13 protein-coding genes and 1 pseudogene are annotated in these 16,854 nt (G+C 53.1%); all 14 read right to left on the bottom strand.

Annotation, left to right across the window (positions count from 1 at the left end; genetic code table 11):
- Positions 1 to 172 precede the first annotated feature (172 nt).
- Positions 173 to 688 carry an SLOG family protein gene (locus ACSAMP_RS09725; protein ID WP_177713638.1) on the bottom strand — a complete coding sequence of 172 codons (516 nt, stop codon included), beginning with the start codon at positions 686 to 688 and terminating at the stop codon, positions 173 to 175.
- Positions 689 to 829: 141 nt separating this feature from the next.
- On the bottom strand, positions 830 to 1,165 hold the full coding sequence (locus ACSAMP_RS09720) for a helix-turn-helix domain-containing protein (protein ID WP_071699556.1): 336 nt from the start codon (positions 1,163 to 1,165) through the stop codon (positions 830 to 832).
- Positions 1,166 to 1,679: 514 nt separating this feature from the next.
- A complete protein-coding gene (locus ACSAMP_RS09715; RefSeq protein WP_457800335.1) occupies positions 1,680 to 3,440 on the bottom strand; it encodes an antirestriction protein ArdA in 1,761 nt (586 codons plus the stop codon).
- Positions 3,441 to 3,453: 13 nt separating this feature from the next.
- Positions 3,454 to 3,669: a transposon-transfer assisting family protein gene (locus ACSAMP_RS09710; protein WP_457800334.1), complete on the bottom strand. Its 216-nt coding sequence runs from the start codon at positions 3,667 to 3,669 to the stop codon at positions 3,454 to 3,456.
- Between the two features lies 1 nt (position 3,670).
- A complete protein-coding gene (locus ACSAMP_RS09705) occupies positions 3,671 to 4,864 on the bottom strand; it encodes a MutS N-terminal domain-containing protein (protein ID WP_457800333.1) in 1,194 nt (397 codons plus the stop codon).
- Positions 4,865 to 4,876: 12 nt separating this feature from the next.
- Positions 4,877 to 6,766, bottom strand: coding sequence for a DUF3849 domain-containing protein (locus tag ACSAMP_RS09700; protein WP_457800332.1), 1,890 nt, complete (start codon positions 6,764 to 6,766; stop codon positions 4,877 to 4,879).
- A 1-nt stretch (position 6,767) separates the two neighbouring features.
- Positions 6,768 to 7,542, bottom strand: a pseudogene (locus tag ACSAMP_RS09695) (phosphoadenosine phosphosulfate reductase).
- Complete coding sequence (locus tag ACSAMP_RS09690; protein ID WP_457800331.1) at positions 7,539 to 9,608, bottom strand: DNA topoisomerase 3; 2,070 nt, start codon at positions 9,606 to 9,608, stop codon at positions 7,539 to 7,541. The pseudogene ACSAMP_RS09695 and the gene ACSAMP_RS09690 overlap by 4 nt, the downstream one beginning before the upstream one ends.
- Entirely contained in the window at positions 9,605 to 10,384 is a 780-nt protein-coding gene (locus tag ACSAMP_RS09685; protein WP_457800330.1) for a DUF4366 domain-containing protein, read from the bottom strand. The genes ACSAMP_RS09690 and ACSAMP_RS09685 overlap by 4 nt, the downstream gene beginning before the upstream one ends.
- Positions 10,377 to 10,613 (bottom strand): DUF4315 family protein, encoded by a 237-nt coding sequence (locus ACSAMP_RS09680; RefSeq protein ID WP_006573549.1) that lies wholly within the window; start codon positions 10,611 to 10,613, stop codon positions 10,377 to 10,379. The genes ACSAMP_RS09685 and ACSAMP_RS09680 overlap by 8 nt, the downstream gene beginning before the upstream one ends.
- Positions 10,614 to 10,629: 16 nt before the next feature.
- Positions 10,630 to 12,834: a C40 family peptidase gene (locus tag ACSAMP_RS09675; RefSeq protein WP_457800329.1), complete on the bottom strand. Its 2,205-nt coding sequence runs from the start codon at positions 12,832 to 12,834 to the stop codon at positions 10,630 to 10,632.
- A complete protein-coding gene (locus ACSAMP_RS09670; protein ID WP_457800328.1) occupies positions 12,834 to 13,820 on the bottom strand; it encodes a DNA-methyltransferase in 987 nt (328 codons plus the stop codon). The genes ACSAMP_RS09675 and ACSAMP_RS09670 overlap by 1 nt, the downstream gene beginning before the upstream one ends.
- Before the next feature lie 41 nt (positions 13,821 to 13,861).
- Positions 13,862 to 14,437, bottom strand: coding sequence for a nitrogen fixation protein (locus tag ACSAMP_RS09665; protein WP_457800327.1), 576 nt, complete (start codon positions 14,435 to 14,437; stop codon positions 13,862 to 13,864).
- Positions 14,438 to 14,454: 17 nt separating this feature from the next.
- Entirely contained in the window at positions 14,455 to 16,854 is a 2,400-nt protein-coding gene (locus ACSAMP_RS09660) for a VirB4-like conjugal transfer ATPase, CD1110 family (protein ID WP_457800413.1), read from the bottom strand.

The raw sequence follows: 16,854 nt of genomic DNA, 5'->3' as shown, positions 1-16,854 counted from the left end.
TATTCGACTTTCCGAAACAGAGTGACTTCTTCTTGAGCCGTGAAAAGCTGCACAAAAAAATGAACGCAGTACACGGATTCCACAATCGCGGAATCGTGTACTGCGTTTGTATTTTAGAAAAGATTTTTGCGATTTAAGCAAGGATTGAATTGCGGAGGCGTTTTTTTGGCGTTTACAACCGGTCAACTGTGAGTGTTGCCGGATTGACTTTGATGATTACCTTCCCCTTGCTTTGGGCGTACATAACTGTCTTACCTGTACCGCTGGGCTTGCCGTCCCATACTGCAATGATGTAATCAGCATGATCTACCATGTACCGATTGCGCTTGTCCATGCAGTCAGGAGTATAGTGCGTTTGAAGAAGCGTTTCCTTATCACATTGAGCAGCAATGCCATAGTACCTTTCGCGCATTGCTGCATTCCACTTAGCTGCCTGTGTTTCGCACGGTATAGCACTCTCAAGCGTAATGTCAGGATAAGTCTTCTTCAGTTCCAGCACTATCTCGGCGGCATACATATCAACGCCGAGAGCCATGCCGGAGATAAAGTGAGTGACACTTTCATCTGTAATCAGAGAAACAATTTGTTCTTTTAGGATTTTTTTGAGCGTAGTGCAGCGTTCATCATCCTCACGAAAGCCAAAGGGTAAATTTTGAGGTCGGTGTCCGGTGAAGGCGCAACTTTTCATATTCTTGATCTCCTTATATGTATTAGCGTGTGTTTTCTAAATCGCTTATACATAGATTATAACATAGAAAATCAAGAAATTTGTAGAAATAAGTCGACAAAAGAAAAAACTGCGTGAAAAATCACGCAGCCTTCAATGAGCTTACTTCATGTTATCCTTCTCTTGCTGGATCATCAACTCAACCATTTGCAAAATGCGCTTTTGCGCTTCGGGAGGAAGATCAGCAATTTTCTTTGAGAGTTCTGAGGCTTTTGCCTCTCCACTATGCTCTAAGACATCGCAGAAAATTGAATCAGCGGATGTCTCCAAGCCATTGAGCAAAATAATCAGCTTCTCGCAACGCGGAAATGACATCCCTCTCTCGACGGTGGAAATATAATTTGTGGTTAAGCCGGTCTTTTCTGCAAGATCCTCTTGTGTAATACCAAGACGCTCACGGGCTTGCTTAACGCGCTTTCCTATTCGTTTATCAATCATGGGCGTTTACCTGTTCCTTTTCTAAATCGCTCATGAATATTATATGGATTAGAACCACAGTGATACAGAAACGCTAATAGTGGCACTATGGATTAACAAATGATTTTACGGTAAAATTCAAGGAAAAGACACAAAAAAAGAGCCTCTGCCGACACCCGACTGGGCATCGACAGAGGCTCTTTGTGCTACTTTGTTGCCTTCAAAGGAAGGTAGAAAATCGACCTTTATTCCTACACTTTCGGTTGGGAACACTTAGATAGGAAAACATACAGGGCAACTTCTCTGTGCTGTTTATAGGACGAGAAATCCTTGAATTTCAACCCTTTTCACAACACAAAACGGGCTTATCTGTCTACTCTGCTGCGTTTGGAAATGTAGCATGGACATCTGACGATTTCAGCCCTGAAACTTTGCTTGCAGGAATGGATGCAGCGGCGGCACAAATCATTGTATTTGCGCCGCCCGTCTGTATCGAGATAGAAGCTCCATTCTAACTTCCACTTCTGACTCTTGCTCACAGGTCTATCTCTCCTTTGTGCTTTTGCTTAGGAGGGCATTCCTTTGGAGGATGATCTGCTTTTGCGGACTTGAGCCGATCCATGATAGATGACTTCTCGCTTCGTTCCGGGATTTTATCCTCCTTCGGACCGTTGTTGATGATCCCGTCAATCATGCCGTAATCATCCTCCATTGCCATCTCAGCCGACTTGAGATAGTTTTCCCTCTCAAGTGCCGCCATCCAGCTTTCCTTACTGATGCCGAGCATCCCGCCCTTTGCAGCATGGTCGGCAATTTCCTTGGCATCCACACATAAGCCTTCGGTGTTATCCGAATAGAGCCGGTAAACCTCACAGCCCTTTTCGAGTGCCTTTTCAGCCGCCTCCTGACCGGCGGGAAGAACACCAGCCCATGCGTAGCCGTAGTCCTTCATATCCTGAACGGAGAGCGCGGGATCGGGCATTTCCGGCACTTCCTTGACCTCAAGGTCGAGAAGGCGGAGCGTGTCATCGTCAAAGCCGTTGTAGACATCATCAAGGACGAGCTTGCCGCGCTCATCGACGATGATGCAAGCCGCCTCATCGCCGTAGGTGTCATGCTCCATCAGATAAAAGCTGTGACCGCCGACCTCGTGCTGGTTAATGGTGTGCCACGTCCCGATGTGTCCGGCAACCGTCAGACCGGAGGTATCGGCATTCATCTCAAAATCCTTCTGCTCGGTAGCTTCCTGCTTCTGCTGCTCCTTCGAGATCATGGGGATCGCAACAATCTTATCGCCCAGCTTTGCAAACTGCTCCGGCACCTTGAAGTGGTCAGAGAACTTCTGCATCTGCTCTACGGTCAGAGAGCCGAAGCTGTCATCCGTCAAGCCAACTACCATGAATGTTCCGGCAACAACGTCGTAGATGTCACCGTCCTCATCACGCAGAGCGCGGTTCAGGGGCAGACCTTCCAGCTTGCCTTCCTCGTTGCAGACTAAGGCAACCGGGTCTTCGTAGGGATAAATTGCCTCGATGCAGCCGCCGACCTCATGCTGCAAGGACTTGAGATCCGAGTCAATCTCCTTCACATAAGGCTCCTTTCCCGGCTCAACGACGAGAACGGCGATGGTGCTGTCACGCTCTGCGTCTTCCCCTGAGCCGGTGATCCGGTATTCGTCGGGAATATCGTCCAGCTCACCGTTAAACTGTCTGTCCCAGCGTTCGCTTGCGACGCGGACATAGCCTTCATCGGTGAAGCGTCCCTGTTCATCATAAGCGATGTCGTGACCATAGCGTTCATAGTCGATGTAGTCTGCCAGAGGACCGAGATCCTTTTCGGAGTAGATACCGGCTTCGTTGGCATAGTAATAGCCGAGGTCATATTCGTCGTTGATACCGGGCATGATGTCGTAGCAGTCCAGATTGAACGTCAGGTTGATGAGATCGTCGATGTCGCTGACCTCATTGCAGCCAGCCTCCATAATGGCAACGAGCTTTTCCTGATCGCTCAGGGAAAGCTCGTCAATCAAGGCGGCGAGGTAGTTGAGCTTATCAAGGCTCTCGTACTCGCCAAGCATCTTCTGGACGCCGTAGATCGGGCATTCGTAGTCGGTAATAAACCACTCTTCATAGGGCTGACCGAACTCATCCTGCTTGCCGATCCCGATACGCTCAAAAACCTTCTGCATCTCTTCTTCGGTGGTGGGCAGCTTCACCCACTCACCGATCAGCATACCCTCGTTGTACTTGCCAAGGTTTGTGACGAAGGCTTCAAAATTACCGTCTAATACGGGCATAGGCATCCTCCTTTCAGTCATCCATCATGCCGTCCGGCATGATATACAGTTCCTCAAACTCCGCGTCGGTCATGGCTTCGAGCTTCCGGACGGTCTTATACATCAGCTCCGCAATCTCACCGTCCATGTCGTTCAGGGTGACGCTCTTCATATCGTCGATCAGCCGCTTCCGGCTGGACGTGTTGAAGCAGCACATCAGGTTGAGTTCTTCTACGGTAAAGTTTTTCATATCAGAGTACCATATCCTTTCCTTTCGATTTCTGCGGTTTCGGCGTGTGGGTCGGCTGTGCCTTCTGTGCGGATTTCAGTTTGTCACGGATGGATTCACGGGCAGCGGGCTTCTTCGGGATGGTGTCGTAGATGGCAGTTCCGGCATCCTCCACATAGGCGCGGACATACTGGATGCTCTCAGAAAAGCGGATGGGGCGGTTCTTGTCCTCGATGTTGGTCAGCCGGACTTCATCAGCGACAAAATCAACCGCGTCGATTCTGCACTTGATCCCATCCACATTCAGCGTTGCGCCGACAGGAATGTAATCTGCGGCTTTGAGTTCCTTGAAGGTCTCGCCGTCCTTGCTGAGAAAGACATCCATGCCGGACTTCCAGAGCTTATGAGAACCGGCTACCCATGCGCTTTCACGGAAACCAGTAACCGGCACGGAAGGCTTGCCGCGCACTTTCTTTTCAAGGAGTTTTGTGCCGAGAAGCGACGCGGCTTTCTTTGCGTCCTTGCCGTACAGCTCAAAATAGCCGTTCTGAGCAAAGCAGACCAGCGCGTCCGGATGAGCCTTTTTGACTGCCTCATATTTGCGGAGTTCTGCGATGGGGAGCGGCGAAAGCACCTCTGTCCTCTCCGCCTCCGGCAGTCTGTCACGGCGGCTTTTCTGCTTAGACAGCACTTCCACCAGAGCATCCGCGTCCTTCGGGAGCGTCTGGTAGGTTTTGACGCCGCCATGCTCACCGACCAGAGACATTGCTGCATCGAAGCTGCTGCGGCAGGGTGCGTCCAGCACATAGCCGTCTGCGAAGGTCAGCCGGTCATGATCCGGCGCAATCGAGTTCTGCGCCACATTTGCCGCCTGTTCCCGGTAGTTGATCTCAAAGACGTCCCCGAACACCTTGCCGCGCTTGACGGTTTTCGGGACAATGACGCGGGCAATGCACTCGTCGTAGGTCTGTTCCGCATAGAAACGGAAGGTGTTGTGATCTCGTGTTCCCTGAATAAAGACCTGATTTTCATTGAGGCAGTGCGTCCCGTGCGGACGGCAGAACCACATCAGCGTTTTGTTTTCTGGATTCGGGCTTTCGGCAGCGCGGCGGATGATGCGCTTGTCGATGTCGAAGTCTTCCTTGTAGCTGTCTACATGACTGTCCACGAGCTTCTGCAGCTCCGCAACAATGTCAACGTCTGTGTATTTCTTCATGCCTCTCCTTTCTCACAACTCCATGTCGTGTGTTTTGGATTTGACCGGAGACTTCTTTTCCGGCTGCTGTTTTGCGGCAGCTTTGAGCTGATCGCGGATGGAGGGCTTTTCCTGCTTCTGCTCCTGCTTGACGTATTCCAGCGTCGGCATCAGCTCACGGTAACAGCCCTGTGTTTTCCGCGCCGCATGACGGCGATGGATTTTGAACAGCGGCTCACCGTTCTGCGTGACTGTGTTGCCCTCAATCCTGACGCCGTTCCGTGCCAGCAGATTGAAGGAGTGGTTAGAGGCGCGGTAGGAAGCCCTCATACCGTCGTTGTTATAGGCAATCTGCCCCTTGAGCGTGTCCATGACCGCAGCTTTGATTTCCTTCTCTTCAGCAGTCAGTCGGTGTGCCTTCGGTGCTTGCGCTGTTTCCTCCGACATGGGGGCAACGGGAGATTTGACCTCCACGGTTTTTACCTCAATAGAGGCAATCTCATCGTTCTCCCACGCAACGACCTCCGGGTCTCTTTCCGTTGTTTTCTCAGAAGTGACTTCCTTTTGAGCTTCGTTCTGCTGGCGGAACGCATCGACGAAAAGTGCGGTCAGTCCGGGATTGGGTTTATCCACAAGGAAGCGGGAGGCATTCTCCGGACAGACCTCAACGCTCTTCGCCCACTCCTTGAGGGGCTGGGGAATGCGCCCGTCAAAGTCTTTCTGCTGAATGGTGTTTGCGAGGACATACCGGACGCGCTCCGGAGAGAACTGCTCAAGGACGCTTTTCACGGCAGCATCCGCATCCAGCCGGTTGTCTCCGTAGTTAGAACTGATTGCCGCCTCAATCGCACGGCGGCATTCCACGTTTGCAGCGAGAGAAGCACGATATGACTCCAGCTCACCGGCTTCATAGGCATAATTCGCCGTCTCGCGGTAAATGGAGACTCCCGGCTTTTCCTCCAGAACAGCTTCCTTTACGGGAGCTTCGACTTCCATCTCTGCGGACTGCGCTTTCTCTGCCAGCAGCACCTTGAGCTTGGCGTCAATGCCCTCGATCATTTCAGCCGCCGTCTTGCGGATGGTGTCCAGAGAGCTTTTCAGTTCTTTGGTTTCCTTGCCGGAAGACCAACCGACGATGTAGCCGAAGGAGTAGTCCGAGGTTTCAATGCCGTACCGTTGACAGACAGTGTAGGCTACGCTTTCTGCCTCAACCTCCTTGGTATGACGATCCTTCTTTTCTTCGGGGGCGGTTTTCTCATCCGGCTTGACGGCGTGGAGCTTTGCGTGAGCGATCTCGTGAATGGCGGTTTTGACCGTCTGGATTTCGCTCATGCTTTCCTGAATGGCAATGCGGCTTTCAACCGGAGAGAAGAATCCCTTCGCGCCGCCCGGAATGTCCTCAAAGGAAATAGGGACGGGAGATTCCTGCCTGAGCGCGTCGAAGAACGCCTCGTAGTTTTCGACGGTGCCTTTCAGCTCATCGACGATAATGTCCGGAAGCTCTTTGCCGTCCGTCTGGGAAACATCAAAGACACTTACCACCTTGAAGGCAGGACGCAGGACCTCAACCGTTTCCGTGACAGCCTTCCCATCTGCGCCGATCACCGGCTTCTGCGTCAAAGGATCAATCTTCTCACGCTCTTCCTGCGCCTTGTACGGCGCGGGTGCAAGAATCTTGATGCCCTTTTCGCCCTTCATGACCTGACGGTCAAAGTTGCGCTGCCACGAGGTATAACCGGCAACATAGGTTGCCTCCGGCTTCTGCATCGCAATGAGCAGCGTGTTGTTGAAGGAATAGTTGTAGAACTTGGACATCGTGCGGAGATATTCTTTGAACCGCTCGGATTCAAAAAGCTCCTTGATGCCCTGTTCCAGCTTGTCCGTGATTTCGCGGACTTGCTGTGCATTTTTGCTTTCAGCCATTTCAAACCTCCATTTCGGATTTGTTTCGGGGAGAAGAAACCCCCGTCTGAGATTTGCTCAATAAACGAGCCTTTACCTCAGACGGGGTTTCTCTGCGAGTCAGCCGACGATGAAAGATGTTATCCTCCTTCTCCCATTCAATCAGTCTGTCAAACATCTCCGGGTGTTTTGTAATCATGTGCAGCAGCTCTTCGTCGCTTGCATTGGGACAGAACCAGCAGCCGTTTCTCCGGCAGTAAGTGTAGATTGGGGAAAGCAGCCCGTGTTCCTGACAGAGCTTGTAGGCGTCCGCCTCTGTCATGCCGTATTTGGCAAGCAGACTGACCTTCTTCACGCCGTCCAGACGCGCAAGGCGTTTGGGTTCATCCTCCCGCGATGCCGACATAGCTCACGGTGTCCGGAGAAAGCGCGGCATTGTACTTTCGGACGGGCGGGATTTTGCAGTCCCGATTGACCGCGCACATCCCGGCCCACGCAAAACCGCGAACCTCGCCCTTGTGCGGTCCACGGGTGATAATGTGATGAAATACGTCATCGTAGGTCTTGTCGGCATGAAGAATGGTGAACTTGATGCCCAGCTCCTTTTCGCAGAAGGGCTTGAGCCGGTCATAGATGAAGTCCCGGTGTTCCGGGACTTCACCGCTTGTGTTCTGATCAAACATGACCTCACTGAAAACCGCTTCGTCCAGCGGTTCCTTGTGCTGTACAGCCAGCAGGAGCGTCGCTACACTGTCTTTGCCTCCGCTGCAAGAGGCAACATATTTCGGGCGGCTCATCGGTCGAACTCCATCTTGAAGCTGATGTATTTGCCGCCGCTGTCATCCAGCCGGATCACCGCATCGTAGAGCTGGGGCTTCTTAGGCGTGTAAAGCCCGGTCACTCGACACCAGCCCTTGTCCAGCAGCTCCTTTGCAATCCTCTTGGTCAGCTTCTTTTTCTTGCTGGAAAAGAACTTGTTGTCTTCCCACAGGCAGAAGGAGCATTCCCTGTTTGAGCAGTAAAAGTTACCCTTGCCGACATAGACAGGAGATCCGCAGCGGGGACACTTGCCGATTTCCTCCTTGCCCGTACCGAAACGCTGGGCTTCGGCATCGGAGAGGAACGGATAGGCTTTTACCAAATCGCCGGTCATTCGGACAATGCCGCTGAGGAAAGCGTCCGCATCTGCCTTGCCGCGCTCAATCTCCATGAGCGTGTTTTCCCATTCCGCCGTCATTGCGGGAGAGCTGATCTGTTCCGGCAGGACGCAGACGAGGTTACAGCCGTCCTTTGTCGGAATGAGCGATTTACCCTTGCGCTCTGCAAAGCCGGACTTTACCAGCTTTTCAATGATACCGGCGCGGGTCGCGGGTGTTCCGAGACCTTTCTTCTCGGTGTCATCGTCAAACTGATCGTTTCCGGCAGTCTCCATTGCAGACAGGAGCGTGTCTTCCGTGTACTGCTTTGGGGGCGTCGTGAAGTGTTCGGTGACGCTGGCGGACACACCATCCAGAACATCGCCCTCGTGGACTTCGGGCAGGGACTTCACGGGATCGTCCTTTTCCTTTGTCTTGAGGGATGCCTTGAACAGCTCTTCGACGGCTTTCCAGCCGTTTTGCACGACGGTTTTGTCCTTGGTTTTGAACGCATAGCCCTCGCAGGAAAGCGTGATCTGCGTTTCTGCGTAGGTGTGCTTCTCGCCGGTCGCACACAGAAGGCGCATCCCGACAAGATTGAGGATTTTCTGTTCCGACTGAGGGAGAGCGGAAACATCCTGCTTTTCAAGCTGGACGGTCGGGAGAATGGCGTGGTGATCCGTGACCTTGCTGTTGTCGGTTACGCGGGCAATGTCCGGCGTAATCGAAACGCCGGAGAAAAGCGGAAGCTGGCGGCATACGATAGAAATGACCTGACGAGCGGTGTCCTCCATATCATCCGTGATGAACTGACTGTCCGTGCGCGGATAGGTCAGGAGCTTCTTTTCGTAGAGCGTCTGAACGAGATCGAGTGTCTGCTGGGCAGTGAAGCCGTAATATCGGTTTGCCTCGCGCTGCAAGGTGGTCAGATCATAGAGCTTCGGAGGATTGACGGTCTTCGTTTCCTGCTTGAGAGAAGAAACGACGGCTTGCTTTTTCTCGCAAGCCGCCGCAATTCTCTTTGCTTCCTCTTCGGTTTTGACCTTTTCCAGATCGACGGTCAGATCGCCCTTGCCGACGTGGACGTTGAAATACTTCTCCTTCTGGAACGTGGAGATTTTCCCGTCACGCTCCACCAGCATTGCAAGGGTCGGCGTCTGGACGCGCCCGACCACCAGCTTCTTGTAATAGAGCGTGGTGAACAGGCGGGTGCCGTTGATACCGACAATCCAGTCTGCCTTCGAGCGGCTGAGTGCCGCTTCATAGAGACGGTCATATTCCTTGCCGTCCCGGAGATGGTTGAAGCCTTCGCGGATGGCGGAGTCCTCCAACGAGCTGATCCACAGACGCTTGAAGGGCTTGGTGCATCCGGCTTTGTTGTAGACCAGCCGGAAGATCAACTCACCCTCGCGTCCTGCATCGGTTGCGCAGACCAGCTCGGTGACGCGCTTGTCCTTCATGAGAGTGGACAGCACCTTGAACTGCTGGGATTTGTCCTTTGTGACCTCGAACATCCAGTTTTCCGGAACAATGGGCAGATCGTCATACCGCCACTTGGCATACCGCTCATCGTAGGAGCTGGCGTCTGCCAGCTCCACCAAATGACCGAAGCACCACGAAACGATGTAATTGCCGCCCTCCATATAGCCGTCCTTTCGGGACGTTGCGCCCAGAACCTTTGCGATGGACTGGGCAACGCTGGGCTTTTCAGCAATGACTAAGATCAATCTTCATCACCATCCGTTTCAGCATCCTCCGCAATCTGCGGCTCATCATCCTCGTTGATGTACGGCTCTTCTTCGTAGCCTTCATCATCAAAGAAGTCCATATCTTCATCCTTGGGCTTTCTGCCCTTGACGAACTTGATGTAGTAATAAGCTGCACCCGCAGCACCAGCAAGAACGAAGATGACGAGGATCATGCCGATGTTGGATTTCTTTTCGGGTTTAGGGGCGGGGACATCGGTTTCCGCATCCTTGTCTGGCTCAGGCGTAACGGGGGCTGTGCCGGTGCATTCGCTCATGTTGGTCTTGCAGACCGGGCAGTCGGTGTTGACCTGACCGGCAGCGCATTTTTCTTTGCAGTTACAGGTGGTCAGCGCAGCCGCAGTGTCCTCATCCAAAAGCGCAAGCAGATCGCTCTCATCGACCATGTTCAGGAAGTACGTCTGATACTGTTCCTCATCCTCGTTGATGGGCGCATCGTAGTCGATGACAATGAAGAAGGTGTTGCCGTTCTTCGTCTGGACAGTGATGAACTGCTTGTTGGTTGCCTTGTCATAGAGCAAGTCGCGGGTGTGGGCGTTGCCCTCATCGTCAATCGGCTCACCCTTCGGCTTTTCAGGGGCGGGAGTGACTGCGGGCTGCTGTTCCGGCTGGGTTGCCTCCGTAACGGGAAGGTTCTGTTCGGTGTCATCGGCATAGGCAAACGCCGTCACCGAGAAGCAGGACAGCACCATGACGCAGACCGCAAGGACGGTCAGAAAACGAAACTTCTTACGCATTGTCGATTACCTCCGTATTTTCAGCGGGCTTGGTGCCGCCCTTCATGGAAGACAGGAACGCCATGATCTGATCCTTGTCCATCACCATAGAGCGCACGGTATTGATGATTTCAAGGTTTTCCAGCTCTGTCTTCTTGTCGTACAGCTCCTTGAGCTGACCTTCGATTTCGGACTTCTTCTTTTCAGCCTTCTCAATGTCGGAGAGGACTTTCTGATACTTGGGATTCATGCAAAACTCCTTTCTTTTAATAGGCGGGTCTTCCGAAGGCGTAGAAATGCTGCTGCCAATAGGAAGAGTTGATGGATGTGTACTGAATGGGATCGCCGCAGTGGATCATGACCCCATCACCGACGTAAATGCCGACGTGAGACACGCCGGGGGTGTCATACGTCCCAACGAAAAAGATGAGATCACCGGGCTGTGCATTCGCCTTTGAAACCGGCGTACTGATGTTATAAAGTCCCTGTGCGCCCAGCCGCCCGGTGTTCACAAGCCCGCTGTTCGTGAGAACATAGCTGACGAAGCCGGAGCAGTCAAAGGACGTGTCGGGATTGGAGCCGCCCCACACATACGGATAACCGAGATACTTTTCCGCCTCGGTGATCAGCGTCGCAAACTTCTCATCGTTCAGGTATTCCGGGTTGACATCGTAGTCGGCGGGCGGATTTGTGATGTACTTGTCCACATAGGGAGAGTCACCGAACAGATCCTCGCGGTTGCCCAGCACCGACATATACGTTGCGTACATGGAAAGCTGTTCCTGAGACATGATGTAGACCGGGACGTGGGAGAGATTGAAGTTTTCGAGCTTCACGTTGCAGATGTAGTAGTCATACGGGACGCGGTAGGTTTCCGTGTGCGTGTTGCCGTCTGCGTCCGTCCATGTGTCGGTCTCCGTGCGGTATCTGGTTTCGACGATGACCTCTTCGGTGAGGATGTACTGCTTTTCAAACAGCATTTGGAGCGTACCCTGCACCTCATCCAGCGTGAACTCGCCCTCATGGAGAGCCGAGAGAATGGAGATCAGCACATAGGGGTCATGCTCAATGTCATCCAGATCGAAGTGGTATTCATCGTAGTTGTGAGTGCTTTCGTAGGTGTTGAGATAGCTTTGCAGCTCTTGCTCCATCCGGCAATACTGCGCCTCCGCGCCCAGCATCGCGTCATCCTCGCTGAGATAAGAGGAAGCGATAACCGACGAACCGGTAGAGGTGAGCATCGAACACGAGCTGATTCCGGCACCGAGCAACACGAGAAGGGCAATTCCGACGCCGATCCAGATAAATATCTTCTTGTTCTTCTCAAAGAACTCCTTGATCTTGTCGGACGCCTTCTCACCGAGCTTCTTGCCGGTATTCTTTGTGGCAGTCCCGGCAGTCTGAGAACCGGCATTTCGAGCGGCGGCATATTCCTTCTTGATGTTCTGCTTCTGGTAGTGCTTGTTCATGTTCTGCTTCTTCATCTCAGGATGCTCCTGCTGATTTCTCTCATATTGGAGCTTGGCGTCAGCTACATCCGCCTTGTGTTCCAGCTTGGAAACCTTCTCATAGGGCTTGTTGACGCTTTTTTCTCTGTGATGACTGAAATGCCTTGCGGCGGTCTCTGCGACAATCTCTGTTTTGTGCGCCCCCTCAACCGCTGAGTTTTCCTGTTCGACCTCATGGATTTTGCCGTGAATGCCGGAAGCGAGGGTGTCACCGACCTTGCGGACGGTTTTATCCGCCTCAAATTGCAGTTTCCCTTTGCCCTTGGGTTTTTTTAGCTCATCCTCAAAATGAAGGCGGGTTTTGCCCTTGCCGGTTTCCTCATCAAAGACACGCTCTTTCTTGAGAACCTTGTGCGTGGGCAGCTTTTCACGGGCAGCATCCAGACGCTCATGCGCCTTCTCAGATTTTCTTTCGAGCTTCTGCATCCGCTTCGTGGGCGGGGCGGTACTGTCCGAGACAGGCTTTGCGGAGGCAGTCTCCGCCGCTTGGGAGAGAACAGCGTCCGCGTCAACGGCTTCAACCGCAGAGGTCTTGCGCAGCTTGTGCGTGACAACCGTTTCGGCAATCACCGTGCCGGTATGAGAAGAAACGCCGTGCTGCTCCAAAACAGGAGGCTTGAACAGCGTTTCCGAAGGTAGCGGTTCAGTTACATTCTGGGGTGGATTTTCTGCCCTTTTCTCTTCTGTGACGGACGTTTCCGAGGGCGGCTGTGTGTCGTTATCCTCGGCGTGTTCCGCCTGAAACTGACGCTGCTGACGGCGCATCTGCACCTTTTTCTGTTCCTCTGGGGAAAGAGCTTCGGAAGGCTCGACTGTCTCACCGGGCTTCACCAGCTCCGCATCTTCCAGCCGCTTTGACACACGCTGCTCGGTGCCAGCCGTCAGGTTTTCCTCGACCGCGCCCTCCCGCGTCATCCGCACGACTACCTTGTCACGGGCTTTAAGTTCCGGTTCCTTGGGCATCAGATTTCACCTCCGATCCGCTTGTAGGCAAGCTCGGTGTACGCCGGATTCAGCTCGATGCCGACGAAATGACGCCCCATCTGTGAGGCAACCATACCGGTTGTGCCGCTCCCCATGAAGGGATCAAGCACAATGCCGCCTTCGGGACAACCGGCAAGCAGACAGGTTTCAACCAGTTTCGGAGGGTAGGCGGCGTAGTGACCGCCCTTGAAGGGAACGGTGTTGATCTTCCAGACATCGCGTTTGTTGCGAAGCGGATTGATGTCACAATCCTTGATCTCGCCATGCTCACGGGGGCGGTTGATGGACTGCGGCTGAGGCTGACCGGGAACGGGCTTTCCGTATTTGTTGCCGCCCTTCATGCCGCGCTTGAGGCGTTCTGCCGTTGCAGGGGCAATCGGTTCGGAAATTGCCTTGTAGTCAAAGAAATACTTCTTGGACTTTGAGAACAGGAAAATATGCTCATAGCAGCGGGCGCAGCGGTCTTTCACGCTCTCCGGCATGGGGTTATCCTTCATCCAGATGATGTCGTTGCGCAGATACCAGCCGGTATCGCGGAGGGCAAAAGCAAGCATCCACGGAATGCCAATCATGTCCTTTGGCTTGCAGCCCTCAACCTTGTTGTTGAGAGCCACAGCCTGACCGTTTCTGCCGTTGGGGTTCTTCGGGTCAATAAAATCACCCTGATTGCCCTTTCCGGCGTAGGTGTCCGAAATGTTCAGCCAGAGCGTTCCATCCGGACGCAAAACGCGCCTGACTTCGGTAAACACTTCCGTCAGGCGCGAGATATATTCCTTCGGCGTTGTCTCTCTGCCGATCTGAGCTTCCATGCCGTAATCGCGGAGCGCGTAGTACGGCGGGGATGTCACACAGCAATGAACGCTGTCATCGGGCAGGGCTTTCAGGATTTCAAGGCAATCGCCGGTATGAATGATGTCAAGTTGTATGGTGGTGTACCTCCTGTTCTGTTGGATTTGCGTTTCCATTGAAATGTTGGCTGCAAAACCCGATAACATTTCAATGGGTATCAGTCGGAGTAATACTCGTCCGGCTCGTAGTCCTCATCGAGATCGTCAATCTCGTCCGCCCAACGGTCGAAGATTTCCTCTGCTTCCTTCGCTGCCTCACGATAGAGGCTCAGGCGGTTCTTCTCAAAGGCGGCAAAGGCGGGGACGAACTTGCCGAACTCGCGGATTGCCTTCACATCCTGCGTGCGCATATCTGCGACGCACTGAATGATTTCGGACATCGTGAGCAGATCGTCGATCATCAGCTCATACTCATCCTTGGGGATAGATACGGTTTCATCATCCGCCGCGTCAGCGAAAGGGGTATTCTCATCGCTGTTGCTGCACTTGGGAACATCAACCTTGAAGTAGAAACCGATCATATCCACAGCTACCTTGGTCATAATCTGACGCGCCTCCTTGACCTTTTCGTCGATGTCCACCCTCACATGGAGGTAGGCGCGGTGATGCTTCTTGAGATCGCTTTCCAGTCGGATCAGATCGGTCAGCTCCCACAGAGCCTTAAACAGTGCGGAGGTGTTCTCTCCGTATTCGATAGCGTCCGCGTAGGGAATGGTAATCATCTTGTTGTTCATATTCAAAAATCCTCCTATCAGTTCTGCACGGTTTCTTCGGGTTTGGTAGTCATGATGCGGTAAAGCTGGGTGTCCTTCGGGAAATCGTCCTTGAAGGGAACGATGGTCGAGCCATAGAAGATCAGCCCCTCACCGGCATTGGAATTGGTGATGTAGTTCTGCTGGCTGGGAGAGATGTTCAGCGCCTTCGAGAGAATCTGCCGGTCGCCGGATGCCTGATTCAGAAGGTAGACAAAATCCGAGTTTTCAAAGATGTTCTCCACCTCACGGGACGCAAGCAGATCCTTGACGTTCTGCGTGATTCCGGTCGGAATGCCGCCCCATTTTCTGAAACGCTTCCAGATTTCCACGCTGTACGCGGCGGTCTGTTCCTCCTTCAAGAGCAGATGGAACTCGTCCATGTAGTAGCGCGTTGCCTTGTGCTGGGCGCGGTTGATGGTAACTCTGTTCCACACCTGATCCTGCACAATCAGCATACCGAGCTTCTTGAGCTGCTTGCCGAGTTCTCGGATGTCATAGCAGACGAAGCGGTTGTTGACATCCACATTCGTTCTGTGATTGAAGACATTCAGAGAGCCGTGAACATAGATTTCAAGGGCAGTTGCGATGCGCTGTGCCTCCGGTTCCTTCTGATTTCTCAGAATGTTGTAGAGGTCTTCGAGGATCGGCATTTTCTCCGGCTTGGGGTCTGCAAGGAACTCCTGATAGACCATTCGGACGCTACGGTCAATGATGGTCTTCTCAACCGGCTGCAAGCCGTCCTTGCCGCCGACAATCAGCTCACACATGGAGAGGATGAAGTCGGATTTCAGTGTCAGCGGGTTTTCCTCTTCGGAGTAGTTCGTGTTGATGTCCAACGGATTGATGTAATCCGTGCTGACCGGCGAGATTCGGATGACCTGACCGCCGAGCTTCTGCACGAGGGGAAAATACTCGGCTTCGGGGTCGCAGACGATGATGTCATCCTCTGTGATGAGGAAGGCGTTCGTCATTTCACGCTTGGCGGAGAAGGACTTACCGGAACCGGGCGTACCCAAGATCAGCCCGTTGGGGTTCTTGAGCTGCTTGCGGTCCACCATGATCATGTTGTTGGACAGCGCATTCAGCCCGTAGTAGAGAGCTTCGCCGCCCTGAAAAAGCTCCTGCGTGGTGAACGGCACGAAAACCGCTGTGCTGGAAGTGGTCAGTCCGCGCTCGATCTCCACCTGATTGACGCCGATAGGCAGAGAGGACATCAGCCCTTCCTCCTGCTGAAAGTCAAGACGCTTGAGCGCACAGTTATACTTTTGGGCAATGGCGGCGGTCTGGAACACCGCATTTTCGAGCTTCTGGCGATTGGTTGCCGTATTCATGATGAGGATGGTCACAAGAAACAGTCTCTCATTGCGAGTCTGGAGATCCTGCAACAGACGCTTCGCCTCACCGCCGAAGGTGGCGAGATCGGACGGGATGATGTCCATATCGTAGCCGGAGCGGACAGCCTTTTTCTGCTCTTCAATCTTCATCTTGTCGAGGTCGGTGATCTTCGACTTGATGCTCTTGATTGCCTTCGCCTGGTCAATCGTCCGGATATGAAAATTGACCGTGATGTTGCTGTCCATCTCAAGGAAGTCGGCAAGCATACGGTCATTGAGTTCCGGCGCGAGGATTTGCAGGAAGCTCACCGCGCCGATGGTTCTGCCCATCTTGAAACACTTGCCTTCACGGAAGTCAAAGGAAGTGGGCGAGATGAAGTCCTTCGTACTGAGTCCTGTCCGAGCAACCATGTCAAAGGAAAAGCGGAACGGCTCGTTGGTGTCCATGTTGAACACATCATGAAGCACTTTCAGCCGCTCGTAGCCGGACAGCGGCTCCGTCCTCACGCCGAGGGTTTTGAAGTTGTTGAGAATATCGGTTTCAATGCGTTCGAGCTTCGGCTTTGCCGTGCGGAGGGAGTTCGCCTCAATGCCGAAGGTGATGTACTTCCTCTTGACCAATCCGTTGTTGCCCTTGGTGAGCTGGCTTTGCAGCATACCGGAATACTCGGAGCGGATGTCGTTGAAGGCGTCCTCCTGTGCCGGAATGTTGATGCGCTTGCGGAACTCATTGAGACTTGCCTTCTGATTGATGAAGGAGAGCTGAACGAAAATCGAGCTGTCGAAGTAGTTCAGAAAGTCGCACCAGTTCTCGAAGATTGCGGTTTTGTCCTCGTTCTGCGCAAGCTGGTAGTTGATGTCCTCAAAGGCGATGGACTTCGTGTAGAGGCGGCTGTTCACCTTGCAGATACCGTCGCGGCACATTTCCACATAGGGAATGGTCTGCTGGGCGGACTTGCGGACTTTCTTTGCCTTCCTGTCCTTTTTCTTCTGCATGACAATCCGCTTCTTTTCCTGAGCGGAAAGGGCGTCGCCGTAAACGACGCCGTTTTTGACGGTCAT

Source organism: Flintibacter sp. SJQ-8, assembly GCF_054108085.1.
The sequence above is the reverse complement of the archived record's forward strand: the minus strand, read 5'-3'. Positions and strand labels throughout refer to the sequence as shown.